This window comes from Mycobacterium angelicum, from assembly GCF_002086155.1.
Lineage (GTDB): Bacteria > Actinomycetota > Actinomycetes > Mycobacteriales > Mycobacteriaceae > Mycobacterium > Mycobacterium angelicum.
This window is the reverse complement of the sequence record NZ_MVHE01000097.1, coordinates 1-15,138: the sequence shown is the minus strand read 5'-3', so window position 1 is coordinate 15,138 and position 15,138 is coordinate 1. Positions and strand designations below refer to the sequence as shown.

Genomic DNA, 15,138 nt, shown 5'->3' with positions numbered 1-15,138 from the left:
GGCCTGGGGCCTGGGGCCTCGCCGCGGCGCGCGAGCGTGAAGCTAGCTTCACGCTCGTAGTCCACTGTGAAACTGGCTTCACGTTCGCCCGGCTGAAGTGACGGTGGCGGTGTGCCGTGCAACGCTGCTGCGGTGTTGGGCGAGCCATTCATCGGCAGCGAAGCTATCGCCGACGGAGCACTTACCAAGAGTCAACTGTGCACCCGATATACGCGGATATTCCGCGATGTCTACGTTGATCCGAACCTCGAGATCACTGCCGCGTTGCGCGCGAAGGCTGGTTGGTTGTGGGCAGGGCGGCGCGGCGTGGTCGCCGGGTTTTCCGCTGCAGCGCTGTACGGCAGTAAATGGGTGGACGCCGCCAGGGCCGTGGAGCTGCTCCACGATAACCGTCATCGGCTACCGGGAATTCTGACGCGCGGCGACCGCATCGAGGAGGACGAGATCGAAGTCATCGATGACCTGCCTGTCACATCGCCGCCCAGAACCGTGCTCGATCTCGGCTGCTGGTATCCGACCATGACCGCGGTGGCGGCGATCGACTCGCTTGCTCGCGCGACGGATGTCAAGCGGGTAGATATCGACCTGCTGCTTGGCAGGCATGTCGGGCGACGAGGCATCGTGCAGGCCCGCCGAGCGGTCGAATTGTTCGACGCCGGCGCGCAATCACCTAAGGAGTCCTGGTTGCGGGTCGTACTGGTGCAGGCCCGACTGCCGCGGCCGGCAACGCAGATTCCGGTGTGCGATGAGTTTGGCGAAGCGATCGCCTATCTGGATATGGGCTGGGAAGACGTGAAGGTCGCCGTCGAGTACGACGGAGATCAACACCGCAGCGAGAAAAGGCAGTTCGCCTGGGACGTCAAGCGATTGGAGATGCTACAACGCCGAGGCTGGATCGGCATCAGGGTAGTCGCCGGCGATAAGCCGGCGGAGATCATTCGCCGGGTACATGCGGCATTGGCTGCCCGACGAGCGTGAGCTTGGCTTCACGCTGGAGCTCGAGCGTGAGGCTGGCTTCACGTTGGGCGCAGTTCGACGCCGCTCAACACGACGGCGTTGTCGCGCGCAGGCGCGACAACGCCGGCCAAGAAGCGGCCATCTTCCTTCCACACGTTGACTTGCAACGTTTCGCCCGGATACGCAATACCCGCGAAGCGGGCGCCATATGCCGAGACGGCGGTGGCATCGCCGTCGAGCAGTGCGTCGGTGATGGCTTTGCATGTCATGCCGTAGGTACACAGACCATGCAGGATGGGCGCGGGAAAGCCTGCGGCGGCGGCGAATTCGGGATCCGAGTGCAGCGGGTTGCGGTCGCCGCAGAGCCGGTAGAGCAGCGCCTGCTGCGGCAGAATCGGCATCGCTAGCTCCAGGTCGGGTGCCCGCTCCGGCGCCGCTTCCGAACCCGACGGCCCCCGTTCACCGCCGAAACCGCCCTCGCCGCGGGCGAAGATCGATCGTTTCTGCGTCCATAGCAGCGCGCCGTCGGGGGTGGTGACCGTCGTCTCGCTCCAGATCACCGCCGCCTTGCCCTTGTCCCAGATATCGGTGAACCGGGTGACGGCCCGCGCCGAACCCGAAGGTGGCAGTGGCGCAGGCACTTCCACCCGTTCGGACGCATGCAGGACCTTGCCCAGCTCGATGTCGATGCCGGGAAACCGCACGACCGGCGGCTTGGTGGCGTGGAAGGTCGCGGCCACATTGCCGAAGGTCGGCAAGACCTGCGGCGTTTCGTCGACCAGGTAGCGCAGCTCGCGCGGGTCCAGCGGATCGGCGCCGGCGCCCAGACCGAGATGATAGAGCTGGATATCGGTACTGCTCCAAGAGAATTCGATGGGATCTAGCTCGGCGGCCAGCGCCACTTCGACGTCGATCGGCATATCAGTGACTCTCCGCGATGTGCAGGGCGGCCAGGTAGCCGAAGGTCATCGCCGGCCCGATGGTGCCGCCCGGCCCGGGGTAGGTGTGGCCCATCACCGGAGCGCTGACATTGCCTGCGGCGTAAAGGCCCTCGATGATGCTGCCGTCGTCCCGCAGGGCGCGGGCATGCACATCGGTGCGGATGCCGCCTTTGGTGCCCAGGTCGCCGGGCACCATCTTCGCCGCGTAGTAAGGCGCCTGGCTGATCTCACCGAGGTTGGGGTTGGGCTTGTTGGTGGGGTCGCCGTAGTACCGGTCGTAGGCGCTTTCGCCGCGGTGATAATCGTCGTCGACCCCCGCGCGTGCAAACCCGTTGAAACGCGCCACGGTTGCCATGAATTCGCCGACCGGAAGCCCGGCTTTGCCGGCCAGCTCCTCAAGTGTGTCGGCCTGGATGATCACGCCGGACTCCGTCCACTTCCGTGGAATGCGTTGCCCGGCTTGCAGTCCGGCAAAGATGTAGCGGTCCCGGTATCGCTGGTCGAACACCAGCCAGGCGGGAATGTTCTCGCCGGGGCCGGGCCCTTGACCGTATTCGCCGCCGTACATGTGATGGCATGCCTCGACGTAAGGCATCGATTCGTTCATGAAGCGCTTGCCGGACATGTTGACGATGATGGAGCCGGGGGAGTTGCGCTCGGACAGGGCGAACCACGGCGCGCCGACCAGCGGCACCGTCGGGCCCCACCACGCGTCTTCCATCACATCCAGTGCGGCGCCCAGCTTTTCACCGGCGATGATGCCGTCACCGGTGTTGGCCTTGGCGCCCACGGTCCACTCGGTGGTGATCGGAGCGCGCTGGTATTTCACCCGCATCTGTTCGTTGTGTTCGAAGCCTCCGGAGGCCAGGATCACCGCGCGCCGGGCCCGAATCAATTGCGGGTCAGCGGATTCCGACGCGGTGGTGTCACGGACGTAGACGCCGCGCACCACGTTGTCCTCGACGTACAGGTCGGTCAATGCGGTGTTGAGCTGGACCGGGACGCCGGAACGCTGCAAGCCGATCCGCAGGGGCCCGATCAGGGCGCGGCCCATGCCGACGAGGTTCTTGCCGGTCGACTTCGCCCACATGGTGCGGGCGCCGACCTTCAAGCTGCGCAGCACGCCCCGCGGGTGCCGCTTGAGCTGATTGAGTCGCACGTAATCCTGCTGCATCACAACGACATTCAGCGGCACCTTGCCGTAAGCAGGCTCCAGGCCGGCCTCGTCGGGACCGAGCTTGCGGGCGTTGAACGGCTTGGGCTCGATGGAGCGGCCGTCGGCGCGGCCGCCGGGCGCCTCGGGGTAGTAGTCGGAGTACCGCGGCACCCAGCACATCTTCAATGGCGTGTTCTTCAACACGAACGACAGCATCTCGGGCCCACGCTCGAGGTAGGTGTCGATGCGCTCGGGTTCGACGACATCGCCGATGATGCCGTGCAGGTAGGTGCGGGCCGCGTCCGGGCTGTCCTTGACGCCGTCGCGCTTGAGGACCTCGTTGTTGGGAATCCAGACGCCGCCGCCGGAGCGCGCGGTGGAGCCGCCGAAGTGTGCGGCCTTTTCGATGACTAGTGTCGAGAGGCCGCGGTGCGCGGCGGTGAGGGCAGCCACCATGCCGGCGCCGCCGCTTCCGACCACGACGACGTCGTACTCCTGTGCTGTCATGTAGAACACGTTATAGAATTGCCAGGGTCGGGCGCTACTGACCCGGTCACCATGAGGGCGGAAAGACAAGGGGACTTCGGTAAATGCTCAGTGTTGCGATCCGCGACGAGCTCGCCGCCGATTTGGCGCAAGCTGAGCGCAGCCGGGAACCGATCACGCCGCTGACGGCCGCCTATCCGGGTATCGACGTCGTCGACGCCTACGAGATTCAGCTGATCAACATCCGCCAGCGGGTTGCCGAGGGCGCCCGGGTGCTGGGCCACAAAGTCGGTCTGTCGTCGAAGGCGATGCAGCAGATGATGGGCGTCGACGAGCCGGACTACGGCCACCTGCTGGACGAGATGCAGGTCTTCGAAGACACCCCCGTCAAGGCGGCCAACTATCTGTATCCGCGGGTCGAGGTCGAAGTGGCTTTCATCCTGGCCGGGGATCTGCCCGGTGCGGGTTGCACCGAGGAGGACGTGCTGGCGGCCACCGAGGCACTGGTTCCGTCCATCGAGTTGATCGATACCAGGATCACCGACTGGAAGATCGCGCTGTGCGACACCATTGCCGACAACGCCTCGTCCGCGGGATTTGTGCTGGGCCAGGCGCGGGTGTCGCCGGCCGATATCGACGTCAAGGCGATTGAGGCGACGCTGACCCGCAATGGTGAAGTGATCGCCGAGGGCCGCAGCGATGCGGTTTTGGGTAATCCGGTGACGGCAGTGGCCTGGCTGGCGCGCAAGGTGGAAAGTTTCGGGGTGCGGTTGAAGGCCGGTGACGTGGTGCTTCCCGGATCGTGCACGCGGGCTATCGATGCCCGCGCCGGCGACGAATTCGTGGCTGATTTCACGGGTCTGGGCGCAGTTCGATTGTCGTTCGAATAAGGAGCAACATGCCGGCTAAGGCAAGTGTCGCGATCGTCGGTTCGGGAAATATCAGCACTGACCTGCTGTACAAACTGCTGCGCTCGGAATGGCTGGAACCGCGCTGGATGGTCGGCATCGACCCGGAAAGCGAGGGCCTGGCCCGCGCCCGCAAGCTCGGTCTGGAGACCAGTCACAAGGGCGTCGACTGGCTGCTGGAGCAGCCCGAGAAGCCCGACCTGGTATTCGAGGCGACCAGCGCCTACGTGCACAAGGACGCCGCTCCCAAGTACGAGGCCGCCGGAATCCGCGCCATCGATCTGACACCGGCCGCCGTCGGCCCCGCCGTCATCCCGCCGGCCAACCTGCGTGCGCACCTGGACGCCCCGAACGTCAACATGATCACCTGCGGCGGGCAGGCGACCATTCCGATCGTGTATGCGGTGAGCCGGGTCGTCGAGGTTCCCTACGCCGAGATCGTCGCCTCGGTGTCGTCGGTGTCAGCCGGACCGGGCACGCGGGCCAATATCGACGAGTTCACCAAGACCACCTCGCGCGGTGTGCAGACCATCGGTGGTGCCGCACGCGGGAAGGCGATCATCATCTTGAACCCCGCCGACCCGCCGATGATCATGCGCGACACCATCTTCTGCGCCATCCCCGAAGACGCCGATCGCGACGCGATCGCGAAATCCATTCACGACGTGGTGGCCGAAGTTCAGACGTATGTGCCGGGCTACCGGCTGCTCAACGAGCCGCAGTTCGACGACCCGTCGATGAATTCCGGTGGCCAGGCGCTCGTCACCACGTTCATCGAGGTGGAAGGGGCCGGCGATTACCTGCCGCCGTACGCCGGCAACTTGGACATCATGACGGCGGCGGCCACCAAGGTCGGCGAGGAGATCGCCAAGGAGACGCTCGCGGTGACGGGAGGCGCACGATGACCGGCCACATTCTGGAAGGCGCGTGGGACGTTCGGATCACCGACACCTCGCTGCGCGACGGATCGCACCACAAGCGTCATCAGTTCACCAAAGACGAGGTTCACGCGATCGTCACGGCGTTGGACGCGGCCGGGGTGCCGGTGATCGAGGTGACCCACGGCGACGGGCTGGGCGGTTCGTCGTTCAACTACGGCTTCTCGAAAACGCCTGAGCAGGAACTGATTAAGCTCGCCGCCGAAACGGCGAAGGAAGCCAAGATCGCATTCTTGATGCTGCCCGGGGTGGGCACCAAAGAGGACATCAAAGAGGCGCAGGACAACGGTGGGTCGATCTGCCGGATCGCCACCCACTGCACCGAGGCAGACGTCTCTATTCAGCACTTCGGGCTGGCCCGGGAACTGGGTTTGGAAACCGTGGGGTTCCTGATGATGGCCCACACCATTGCGCCGGAGAAATTGGCGGCCCAGGCCCGGATCATGGCGGACGCGGGCTGCCAGTGCGTCTACGTCGTCGACTCCGCCGGCGCCCTGGTGCTCGACGGGGTGGCCGACCGAGTGTCGGCGCTGGTCGCCGAACTCGGTGACGACGCCCAAGTCGGTTTCCACGGACACGAGAACCTCGGCCTCGGGGTGGCCAACTCGGTCGAGGCCGTGCGCGCCGGCGCCAAGCAGATCGACGGCAGCGTGCGGCGGTTCGGCGCCGGTGCGGGCAACGCGCCCGTCGAGGCGCTGATCGGGGTGTTCGACAAGATCGGCGTCAAGACCGGCATCGATTTCTTCGACATCGCCGACGCGGCCGAAGACGTGGTGCGGCCGGCGATGCCGGCCGAATGCCTGCTCGACCGCAATGCCTTGATCATGGGGTACTCCGGCGTGTATTCGAGCTTCCTCAAGCACGCCGTTCGGCAGGCCGAGCGCTACGGCGTGCCGGCCCACCAGCTGTTGCACCGGGCTGGGCAGCGGAAACTCATCGGCGGCCAGGAAGACCAACTCATCGATATCGCTTTGGAGATCAAGCGGGAGCTCAATAGCCCGGCGACGCCCTGAGAATTCGGTTTCGGCGGCGCCCGAATTTGACCGAAAGGCAAATTACCGGAGCGGGTTTGCCCTAGCGTTCAGCACACCAGCCGGAGTCGGGAACGGGGTGTGTGATGAACTTTGCGGTTTTGCCGCCGGAAATCAATTCGTTGCGGATGTTCGTCGGCGCCGGGTCGGCGCCGATGTTGCAGGCGGCAACGGCATGGCAGGGATTGGCCGACGAGCTGGGCTCGGCCGCGGCGTCGTTTGCGACGGTGACTTCCGAGCTGACCGCTCAAGCGTGGCAGGGCCCGGCCGCGGCTGCGATGGCAGCGGTCGCGTCCCCGTATGCGGGGTTCCTGAGTTCGGCGGCGACGCAGGCCTCGGGGGCGGCCGGGCAGGCCAAGGCGGTGGTCGGCGCCTTCGAGGCGGCCAAGGCCGCCACGATTCACCCGCTGGCGGTCGCGGCCAACCGAAATGCGTTCGTGGCGCTGGTGCGGTCGAACTGGTTGGGGCTCAATGCGCCGGCGATCGCGGCCGCCGAGAGTCTTTACGAACAGATGTGGGCCGCCGATGTCAGCGCCATGGCCGGCTATCACTCCGGGGCCGCCGCTGCGGCCGCGCAATTGGCGCCGTGGGCGCAGGCGCTGCAGGACCTGCCTAATTTGGGCGTCGGGAACATCGGCAAAGCCAACCTGGGCAGTGGCAATACCGGGGACACCAACATCGGCAGCGGAAACTTCGGCAATTCCAATGTCGGCAGCGGAAATGGCATCTCGTTCGGGATGACCGGCAGCGCAAACATCGGCAGCGGAAACATCGGCAATGGAAACCTGGGTAGCGGCAACTTCGGCGACAACAACTTCGGCTCTGGCAACGGCTCATTTGCCACGGGCAAGGGTAATGGGAACCTGGGCAACGGAAACTTCGGCAGTATCAACATCGGCAGCGGCAATTTCGGCAACTCCAACATCGGCTTCGGCAACACCGGTGACGGCAACATCGGCAATGGCAACGCCGGCGCCAGCAATCTGGGCAGCGGCAATACCGGGAACTTCAATCGTGGTTTCGGCAACACCGGCATCGGCAACATCGGTTTCGGCAACACCGGCCACCACAACTTCGGTATCGGCCTCACCGGTGACAATCAGGTGGGGATAGGCGGCCTGAATTCCGGCACCGGAAACATCGGATTGTTCAACTCGGGCACCGGCAACGTCGGATTCTTCAATTCTGGCGACCACAACTTCGGCATCGGCAACTCCACCAGTTTCAACGTGGGCATTGGAAACTCCGGCACGGACATGGGTCTGGCGGTTGGCCACAACACCGGCTTCGGCAACTCGGGGAGCCTCAATACCGGGGTGGGCAACGGCGGCTTCTTGAATACCGGAATCGGCAATGGTGGGTTCGCGAATTTCGGTATCGGCAACGGCGGCGAGTTGAACACGGGCAATTTCAATGCGGGCATTCTCAACACGGGCAGCTTCAACGGCGGGGGCTATAGCACCGGCGACTTCGGATCCGGCATATTCAACACCGGCTGGGCGAATTCCGGCTCGACGAACACCGGTCTGTTCAACGCGGGCACGCTCAACACGGGCGCCGGATTCATCGGAACCGGCACCTCATTGAGCTCGGGATTCGGTAATACCGGAACTGGGAGCTCGGGCTTCTACAACGCGGGCGATGGCACCTCGGGCATCCAGAACGGCGGTTCCAACGAGACCGGATACTTCAACGCCGCCAGCGCGCTCGGCTCGTCAGGCATCGCTAACCGGGGCTTCAACAACGCGGGCTTCAGTAACTCCGGTGTGCTCGTTACGGGTTTCGGTAACGCGGGTGAGAACAACTCGGGCGGCTTCAACTCGGGTAAGGGCCAGTCGGGCTTCGGGCACTGAAGGTAGCCGTCCAGCGCGCGTAGGCTCGAATAGGACATCTGCGTCTGCGCTGCGCAAAGGAGCAATCCGATGACCCTGACTGCCAAAATCTGCGGCTTGCTTGCCGCTAGCACCGCCGCCGTGGCGATCGCGATGCCGGTAGCCAGCGCGGCTCCGGGGCAGTGCAACACCACTTTCGGCCAAACCGCGTCCGAACAGGTTCAGGGGTACCTCGACCGGCATCCCGACGTGAAGGCCGAGCTGACGGCAAGATCGCAGGCTGACGGGTCTAACGGCAACCTGATCGACTACCTCAACCGGCATCCCGATGTGCGCCAGGCACTGATCACTCTGGCCAACCAATGCACCTCCTGAGGTGATCGGGCTTCGTTTGTGGGCGCCGCGGACGACGCGCGCAAATGTTCGCGGTTGACTCAAAATAGGAACACGTTCTAGCGTCGAGGGCGTGTGCGCCACTCCCTTTTCAGACCCGCTGACCGAGGCGATCGCGGAGGCCGAGAAATTGGTGGCCGCCGCACCATTCATCGAAACCGAAGCCGACTTGCTGGAAGGGCTGCAGTACCTGGCGGGTTGTATCGCGGGCTGTATGCATCTGGCCTTCGACTACGAACGCGACCACCCATTCCTACAGTCGGGGACCGGGCCTTTCACCAAGATGGGCCTGGACAATCCCGACACGCTCTACTTCGGCACCCGGGTCCACGCCGACCGCGACTACGTGGTCACCGGCCGGCGGGGCACCACCACCGACCTGAGCTTCCAGCTGCTCGGTGGCGAGTACACCGACGCCAACGTGCCGCCCAGCCAGGCCGCGTTCGACGACCGTGAACTACAGATCGCCGCCGACGGCAGCTTCGCATGGCGGGTGCGCCCGACCAGCCCGGGTCAGCTGGTGATCCGCGAGGTGTACGGCGACTGGTCGGCGCAGCGCGGCACCCTGGCCATTTCCCGGCTGGACACCGCCGGTACCGGTCCGCCGCCATTGACTCATGCGCTGATCGAAAAGCGTTATGCCACAGCCGGAAAGCAACTGGTGAACCGGGTGAAGACCTGGCTGCAGTTCCCGCAGTGGTTCTATCTCGACATTCCGGTGAACACGATGGTGGCCCCCCGGCTGACTCCGGGCGGGCTCGCGACCCAGTATTCGTCGGTGGGGCATTTCGATCTGCGCCCGGATCAGGCTTTGGTGATCACCGTGCCGGTGTCCGATGCGCCCTATCTCGGTTTCCAGCTGGGCAGCATGTGGTACATATCGCTGGATTACATCAATCACCAGACGTCGCTGAACAACTCTCAGGCGCAAGCGGATCCGGACGGCAAGGTTCGCATCGTCGTCGCCGACCAGAACCCGGGTGTGACGAATTGGGTTGAAACACTTGGCCATCGGCGCGGCATACTGCAGTTCCGCTGGCAGCGGGTGTCACGCGAATTGACCGAGGCCGACGGGCCCACGGTCGAGCTGGTCGATTTCGACGGCTTACCGGCGATGCTGCCGCATTTTCAGCACAACAAGATCTCCGAGGAGGACTGGCGCGCTCGGATTGCCTTGCGCCAGCAGCAAATTGCGGCCAGGATGCTGGGGTGACCGAGATGCTCAAGCGAAAAGTAGTGGTGATCAGCGGGGTGGGTCCGGGGTTGGGGACCACGTTGGCGCAGCGGTGTGCGCGCGACGGCGCCGACCTGGTGCTGGCCGCCCGCAGCGCGGAGCGTCTCGACGACGTGGCCAAGCAGATCACCGACACTGGCCGTCGCGCGGTGGCGGTGCCGACCGACATCACCGACGACGATCAGGTGAGTAACCTTGTCGATGCCACAATGGAGGCCTACGGCAAGGTTGACGTGCTGATCAATAATGCGTTCCGGGTGCCGTCGATGAAACCGTTGGCCGGCACCACCTTTCAGCACATCCGCGATGCGATCGAGCTCAGCGCGCTGGGTGCGTTGCGGCTCATTCAAGGGTTTACGCCGGCTTTGGCCGAAGCGCACGGCTCCATCGTCAACGTCAACTCGATGGTGATCAGGCACTCCCAGGCCAAGTACGGCGCCTACAAGATGGCCAAGTCTGCCTTGCTGGCGATGTCGCAGTCGCTGGCCACCGAACTCGGCGAGCAGGGCATCCGGGTGAATTCGGTTGCGCCTGGGTATATCTGGGGTGACACGCTGCAGGGCTACTTTGAACACCAGGCCGGCAAGTACGGCACCACGGTGGACCAGATCTACCAGGCCACCGCGGCGAACTCCGACCTCAAGCGGTTGCCCACCGAGGACGAGGTGGCCTCGGCGATCCTGTTCTTCGCCAGCGACCTGTCCAGCGGCATCACCGGACAGACCCTGGACGTCAACTGTGGGGAGTACCACGTCTGATGGCCGACCGGACCGATATCGGTACCGTCGACGAATTGCATGCCTCGGCCACCAAGCTGGTGGGGCTCGACGACTTCGGCACCGACGAGGACAACTACCGCGAAGCGCTTCGCGTGCTATTGGACTCTTATCAGCGGGAAGCGGACCTAACGGTGTTGGGCAGCAAGATGAATCGGTTCTTTCTGCGTGGTGCGCTGGTGGCGAGGTTGTTGTCCGAGGCGGCCTGGAAGCAGTATCCGCAGCATGCCGATGTCGTGGTTTCGCGCCCAATTTTCGTCACCGGTCTGGTGCGTACCGGCACCACCGCGCTGCACCGGCTGTTGGGTGCCGACCCGATGCATCAGGGCCTGCACATGTGGCTGGCCGAGTTCCCGCAGCCCCGGCCGCCGCGCGACACCTGGGAATCAAATCCGTTGTACCGCGAGCTCGATGCGCAGTTCACTCAGCATCACAAGGAAAATCCGGGTTACACCGGTCTGCATTTCATGGCGGCGTACGAGCTGGAGGAGTGTTGGCAGCTCTTGCGGCAGTCGCTGCATTCGGTGTCCTACGAGACACTGGCGCACCTGCCCAGCTACGCGCAGTGGCTGTCTGGTCAGGACTGGACGCCGTCGTATCGGCGGCACCGCCGCAACCTGCAGCTGATTGGGCTCAATGACGCCGAAAAGCGTTGGGTGCTCAAGAATCCCAGTCATTTGTTCGCATTGGACGCGTTGATGGCGACCTATCCGGACGCGCTGGTGATACAGACTCACCGGCCGGTCGAGACGATCATGGCGTCCATGTGCTCGCTGGCCCAGCACACTGCCGAGGGGTGGTCGAATTCGTTCGTGGGCGCTCAGATCGGTGCTGATGCGATGGAAACCTGGTCGCGCGGGCTGGAGCGGTTCAATTCGGCACGGGCGAAATATGATTCGGCTCAGTTCTATGACGTCGATTACCACGAATTGATCGCCGACCCACTGGGCACGGTGGCCGACATCTACCGGCACTTTGGCCTGACGCTGACCGATGAGGCGCGAAAGGCCATGGAGGACAGCCACACCGAAAGCCAGACCGGGGCGCGGGCGCCCAAGCACAAGTACTCGCTGGCGGACTATGGGCTTACCGTCGAGACGGTCAAGGAGCGGTTCGCCGGGCTGTGATTGGCCTCAGCTGTCACATGCGTTTCTGTCTTGGGGCATAACGCTTTTGCCCGCCTCTGAGCGACAGTTTCTGTTGTCGCTGTGAGGCGGGCAAAGAGGGTGCCAGGTCGGAGAGGGGTCGCGTGGCGGGGCTGGCGAGGGGTCAGCGTGGCGGATGCTGGTGAGGGTTAGCGTGACGGGGCTGGCGAGGGGTCAGCGTGGCGGATGCTGGCGAAGTCACTTCGACGGTGAGCTTCCTGCGTGATTGGCCTCAGCTGTCACATGCGTTTCTGTCTTGGGGCATAACGCTTTTGCCCGCCTCTGAGCGACAGTTTTTGGTGTCGCTGTGAGGCGGGCAAAGAGGGTGCCAGGTCGGAGAGGGGCCACTGTGACAGATGTGATGTGGCGGAACTGACTAGTCCGGCTCGTTGTGGTCCAGATAGCCTTCGGCCACCGCGTGTTCGATACTGTCGCGCAGCTTCGGGCACGCCTTGGTGCGGGCGGTATCTCCTCCGGAGGCACGCACTTCGGCGAAGTGAGCGCAGCGCTGCGCTGCGTCGGAACTCCACTGCACCGCAGTGTGACCCGGCCCCAGTCGTCGGACGGCAACGGTGACATGACAGAAACGGCAGTCGACCGGCTGCAGTCCGGCCGTCAGGTAGCGTTCGCGGTCGGCGCGCGACGCTTCTCGCACGGCGGCAGCGCGTTGCGGGTCGTCAGCGAAATCCCTTGATTTCGACCAGCTTCCGGAGCCACCATTGGACGGCGGCGCGTCGTCGTGATCGTGCTGATCGCCGTGCAAGAGCAGCATCGACCGGGCCAGCCGATCGACGTCCGGGATCGCCTGATCGTCGGACATGTGCGTCAGTGCTGCTCGGCGGGCACTTCGTCGGCCGCTTTGGCCTTGAGATTCTCGGCGACCTCGGCGTTCCAGTATTCGTTGGCGCGCGTGGTGTCGACCTCAATCTCGAAGCGCTCCACCATTTCTGGTTTGATGTCGGCCACGTCGACATAGAACTGCTCATACCACCGACGCAGTTGATAGACGGCGCCGTCCTCCTCGACCAGCAGCGGATTGTCGATCCTGGTCTTGTGTTTCCAGATCTCGACGTCTTGCAGGAAGCCCTTGCTGACACCGTCGGTGAACACCCGCGACAGCTTGTCGGTCATCTTTTCGTCCATGCCCTTGGGCTTTTCGACGATGACGCCCCACTGCAGGATGAACGAGTTCTGGGTAACCGGGTAGTGGCAGTTGATCAGGATCGATTCGGCCTTGTAGCCGCCATAGCTGTTGTGCAGCCAGTTGATCATGAATGACGGCCCGAAATACGAGGCCTCGGAGTCCAAGTGCGCTTCACCGTACGAGGTGCCCAGATCGTCCACGTCGGGCCGGCCCACGTTGTGCAGGTACTGCGAGGCGATGTGGCCCTCGAAGACGTTCTTGAAGTACGTCGGCAACCCGAAATGGATGTAGAAGAAGTGCGCCATGTCGGTGACGTTGTCGATGATGTCGCGGCAGTTGGAGCCCTCGATGAGGATGCTGTTCCAGCGCCAGTCGGTCCATTCGTCGCTGGCGAACTCGGCAAGCTCCGGAATCCGGACGGCGGGGTCCGGCGGATTGCCTTCGTGGTCGTGCCAGACGAACAGCAGGCCGCTGCGCACATCGGTGGTCCAGGACCGGGTGCGTGCGGTTTTGGGAGTGCGCTTGGCGTATGGCACTAGCTTGCAGCGGCCGTCACCGCCCCAACGCCAGTCGTGAAACGGGCAGGCAACCTCGTCGCCCTTGATCGTGCCCTCGGACAGATCGCCACCCATGTGCCGGCAGTAGCCGTCGAGAACCTTCAACTCCCCGTTCGAGTCGGCGAAGACCACCAGTTTGGTGCCAAATGCGTTGACCGCGTGCGGTTTTCCGTCCCGAAAGTCCTTCGCGACACCTAGGCAATGCCAACCTCGGGCATAGCGCGTCGGTAAGGTGCCGGCATCGATCTCCCGGACGCCGACGCCGTGTGTGTCGGTACTCACCCTGTCACCTCCAGCTCACCGGGCCTCTAACTAGAACACGTTACAGTTTTGTGCCGGGAGAGCGCAACGAAGGCGACCCTGGCTGTGTTAACTGGGGGGCGTGTGCAGCTTGCGGTATATGTAAACGATGCCGCTGTTTGCATTCGAAGGTCGCGCACCGCGGGTCGACCCCACCGCGTTTGTGGCCCCGACCGCAACCCTGATCGGCGACGTCACCGTCGAGGCTGGCGCGTCGGTCTGGTACAACGCCGTGCTGCGCGGCGATTACGCGCCGGTGGTCGTCCGGGAAGGCGCCAACATTCAGGACGGATCGGTGCTCCATGCACCGCCGGGAATTCCGGTGGATGTCGGTCCGGGCGCGACGGTTGCGCACCTGTGTTGCATTCACGGGGCGCATATCGGAAAAGAGGCGTTGATCGCCAACCACGCCACGGTGCTCGACGGCGCGGTGATCGGCGCCCGCTGCATGGTTGCGGCTGGGGCGGTGGTGGTGGGCGGCACTCAGATTCCGGCCGGGATGCTGGTGGTGGGCGCGCCCGCCAAGGTGAAGGGGCCGATAGAAGGGACCGGGGCCGAGATGTGGGTCAACGTCAACCCGCAGGCCTACCGCGACCTGGCTCAGCGGCATCTGGCAGGGCTGGAGCCGATCGAGTAGCGGCTAAGTAAGTCCGGGAGTCCCGGGGGCGCCGAACAGCAGGCCGGCGGTGCCACCGGTACCCGGGCTGCCTTTCAGGCCGACACCGACGTTGCCGCCGTTACCGCCATTACCAATGAACTGGGCGTTGCCGCCGTTCCCGCCGTTGCCGCTGAGGCCTTTGGTGGAATCGCCGCCGGCACCGCCAGTGCCACCGGAGCCGACGATTCCGGCTTTGCCGCCGTCGCCGCCGGCTCCCCCCACCAGTGCACCGGCCCCGCCACCGCCGCCGGCGCCACCATCTCCGTTGAGCATTCCGCCGATACCGCCGCGACCCCCCGCGCCGCCCGAAACCGAGCCAAGACCGCCGCCGCCGCCGGAGCCACCGGCGCCGAACAGCTGGGCCGCGCCGCCGGCACCGCCGTCGCCGCCGGTGCTCGCCGACGAAGCACCGCCGGAGCCGCCCGCGCCGCCGGCACCGAAGTAGCCGGCCAGGCCACCGACGCCGCCCGTCCCGCCGGCGGCACCATTGGAAAGTCCACCGGTGCCGCCGACGCCACCGTTGCCCGAAAGCATGGCGCCGGCACCACCGGCACCGCCCACACCACCGCCAGCGGCCTGGGAGAAGCCGCCGGCACCGCCGGCCCCGCCATTGCCCGAAAGGATGCCTGCGGCACCCCCTGCGCCGCCGGCCCCACCCGGCCCACCGGTCATGGCCTGGGAC

At 64.8% G+C, this 15,138-nt stretch carries 14 protein-coding genes and 1 pseudogene; 10 read left to right on the top strand and 5 right to left on the bottom strand.

What is annotated here, in order from left to right:
- Positions 1-135: 135 nt before the first annotated feature.
- Complete coding sequence (locus tag BST12_RS26985) at positions 136-978, top strand: hypothetical protein (RefSeq protein WP_083116268.1); 843 nt, start codon at positions 136-138, stop codon at positions 976-978.
- Between the two features lie 38 nt (positions 979-1,016).
- Here the strand turns inward: BST12_RS26985 and BST12_RS26980 are convergent, their stop codons facing one another.
- Together BST12_RS26980 and kstD are read right to left on the bottom strand one after the other, a co-directional pair.
- The gene (locus BST12_RS26980; protein ID WP_083116266.1) at positions 1,017-1,877 is read right to left on the bottom strand and encodes a MaoC/PaaZ C-terminal domain-containing protein; all 861 of its coding nucleotides are present in this window, start codon (positions 1,875-1,877) and stop codon (positions 1,017-1,019) included.
- A 1-nt stretch (position 1,878) separates the two neighbouring features.
- On the bottom strand, positions 1,879-3,561 hold the full coding sequence (gene kstD, locus BST12_RS26975; RefSeq protein WP_083116267.1) for a 3-oxosteroid 1-dehydrogenase: 1,683 nt from the start codon (positions 3,559-3,561) through the stop codon (positions 1,879-1,881).
- An 83-nt stretch (positions 3,562-3,644) separates the two neighbouring features.
- On the opposite strand from kstD, the gene BST12_RS26970 reads away from it, so the two are divergent.
- The 8 genes from BST12_RS26970 to BST12_RS26935 all read left to right on the top strand — a co-directional run bounded on the left by BST12_RS26970 (position 3,645) and on the right by BST12_RS26935 (position 11,779).
- Positions 3,645-4,430 (top strand): 2-keto-4-pentenoate hydratase, encoded by a 786-nt coding sequence (locus BST12_RS26970; RefSeq protein ID WP_083116265.1) that lies wholly within the window; start codon positions 3,645-3,647, stop codon positions 4,428-4,430.
- 8 nt (positions 4,431-4,438) lie between these two features.
- On the top strand, positions 4,439-5,353 hold the full coding sequence (locus BST12_RS26965; protein WP_083116264.1) for an acetaldehyde dehydrogenase (acetylating): 915 nt from the start codon (positions 4,439-4,441) through the stop codon (positions 5,351-5,353).
- Positions 5,354-5,364: 11 nt separating this feature from the next.
- Complete coding sequence (dmpG, locus tag BST12_RS26960; protein ID WP_139801976.1) at positions 5,365-6,399, top strand: 4-hydroxy-2-oxovalerate aldolase; 1,035 nt, start codon at positions 5,365-5,367, stop codon at positions 6,397-6,399.
- Positions 6,400-6,503: 104 nt separating this feature from the next.
- On the top strand, positions 6,504-8,270 hold the full coding sequence (locus BST12_RS26955) for a PPE family protein (RefSeq protein ID WP_083116262.1): 1,767 nt from the start codon (positions 6,504-6,506) through the stop codon (positions 8,268-8,270).
- A 69-nt stretch (positions 8,271-8,339) separates the two neighbouring features.
- Positions 8,340-8,624 (top strand): hemophore-related protein, encoded by a 285-nt coding sequence (locus BST12_RS26950; RefSeq protein WP_083116261.1) that lies wholly within the window; start codon positions 8,340-8,342, stop codon positions 8,622-8,624.
- A gap of 91 nt (positions 8,625-8,715) precedes the next feature.
- Positions 8,716-9,855 (top strand): hypothetical protein, encoded by a 1,140-nt coding sequence (locus BST12_RS26945; RefSeq protein ID WP_083116260.1) that lies wholly within the window; start codon positions 8,716-8,718, stop codon positions 9,853-9,855.
- Positions 9,852-10,634 carry an SDR family oxidoreductase gene (locus BST12_RS26940; protein ID WP_083116259.1) on the top strand — a complete coding sequence of 261 codons (783 nt, stop codon included), beginning with the start codon at positions 9,852-9,854 and terminating at the stop codon, positions 10,632-10,634. Before BST12_RS26945 ends, BST12_RS26940 begins: the two co-directional genes overlap by 4 nt.
- Entirely contained in the window at positions 10,634-11,779 is a 1,146-nt protein-coding gene (locus BST12_RS26935; RefSeq protein WP_083116258.1) for a sulfotransferase family protein, read from the top strand. Before BST12_RS26940 ends, BST12_RS26935 begins: the two co-directional genes overlap by 1 nt.
- Before the next feature lie 394 nt (positions 11,780-12,173).
- Here the strand turns inward: BST12_RS26935 and BST12_RS26930 are convergent, their stop codons facing one another.
- Together BST12_RS26930 and BST12_RS26925 are read right to left on the bottom strand one after the other, a co-directional pair.
- Complete coding sequence (locus tag BST12_RS26930; RefSeq protein WP_083116257.1) at positions 12,174-12,617, bottom strand: hypothetical protein; 444 nt, start codon at positions 12,615-12,617, stop codon at positions 12,174-12,176.
- Between the two features lie 5 nt (positions 12,618-12,622).
- Complete coding sequence (locus tag BST12_RS26925; protein WP_083116256.1) at positions 12,623-13,780, bottom strand: 3-ketosteroid-9-alpha-monooxygenase, oxygenase component; 1,158 nt, start codon at positions 13,778-13,780, stop codon at positions 12,623-12,625.
- A 127-nt stretch (positions 13,781-13,907) separates the two neighbouring features.
- Here BST12_RS26925 and BST12_RS26920 point away from each other — a divergent pair, with 127 nt between their 5' ends.
- A complete protein-coding gene (locus BST12_RS26920; RefSeq protein WP_083116255.1) occupies positions 13,908-14,435 on the top strand; it encodes a gamma carbonic anhydrase family protein in 528 nt (175 codons plus the stop codon).
- A 3-nt stretch (positions 14,436-14,438) separates the two neighbouring features.
- Here BST12_RS26920 and BST12_RS32325 read toward each other — a convergent pair.
- Positions 14,439-15,138 (bottom strand): annotated as a pseudogene (locus tag BST12_RS32325) (hypothetical protein); the annotation flags it as partial.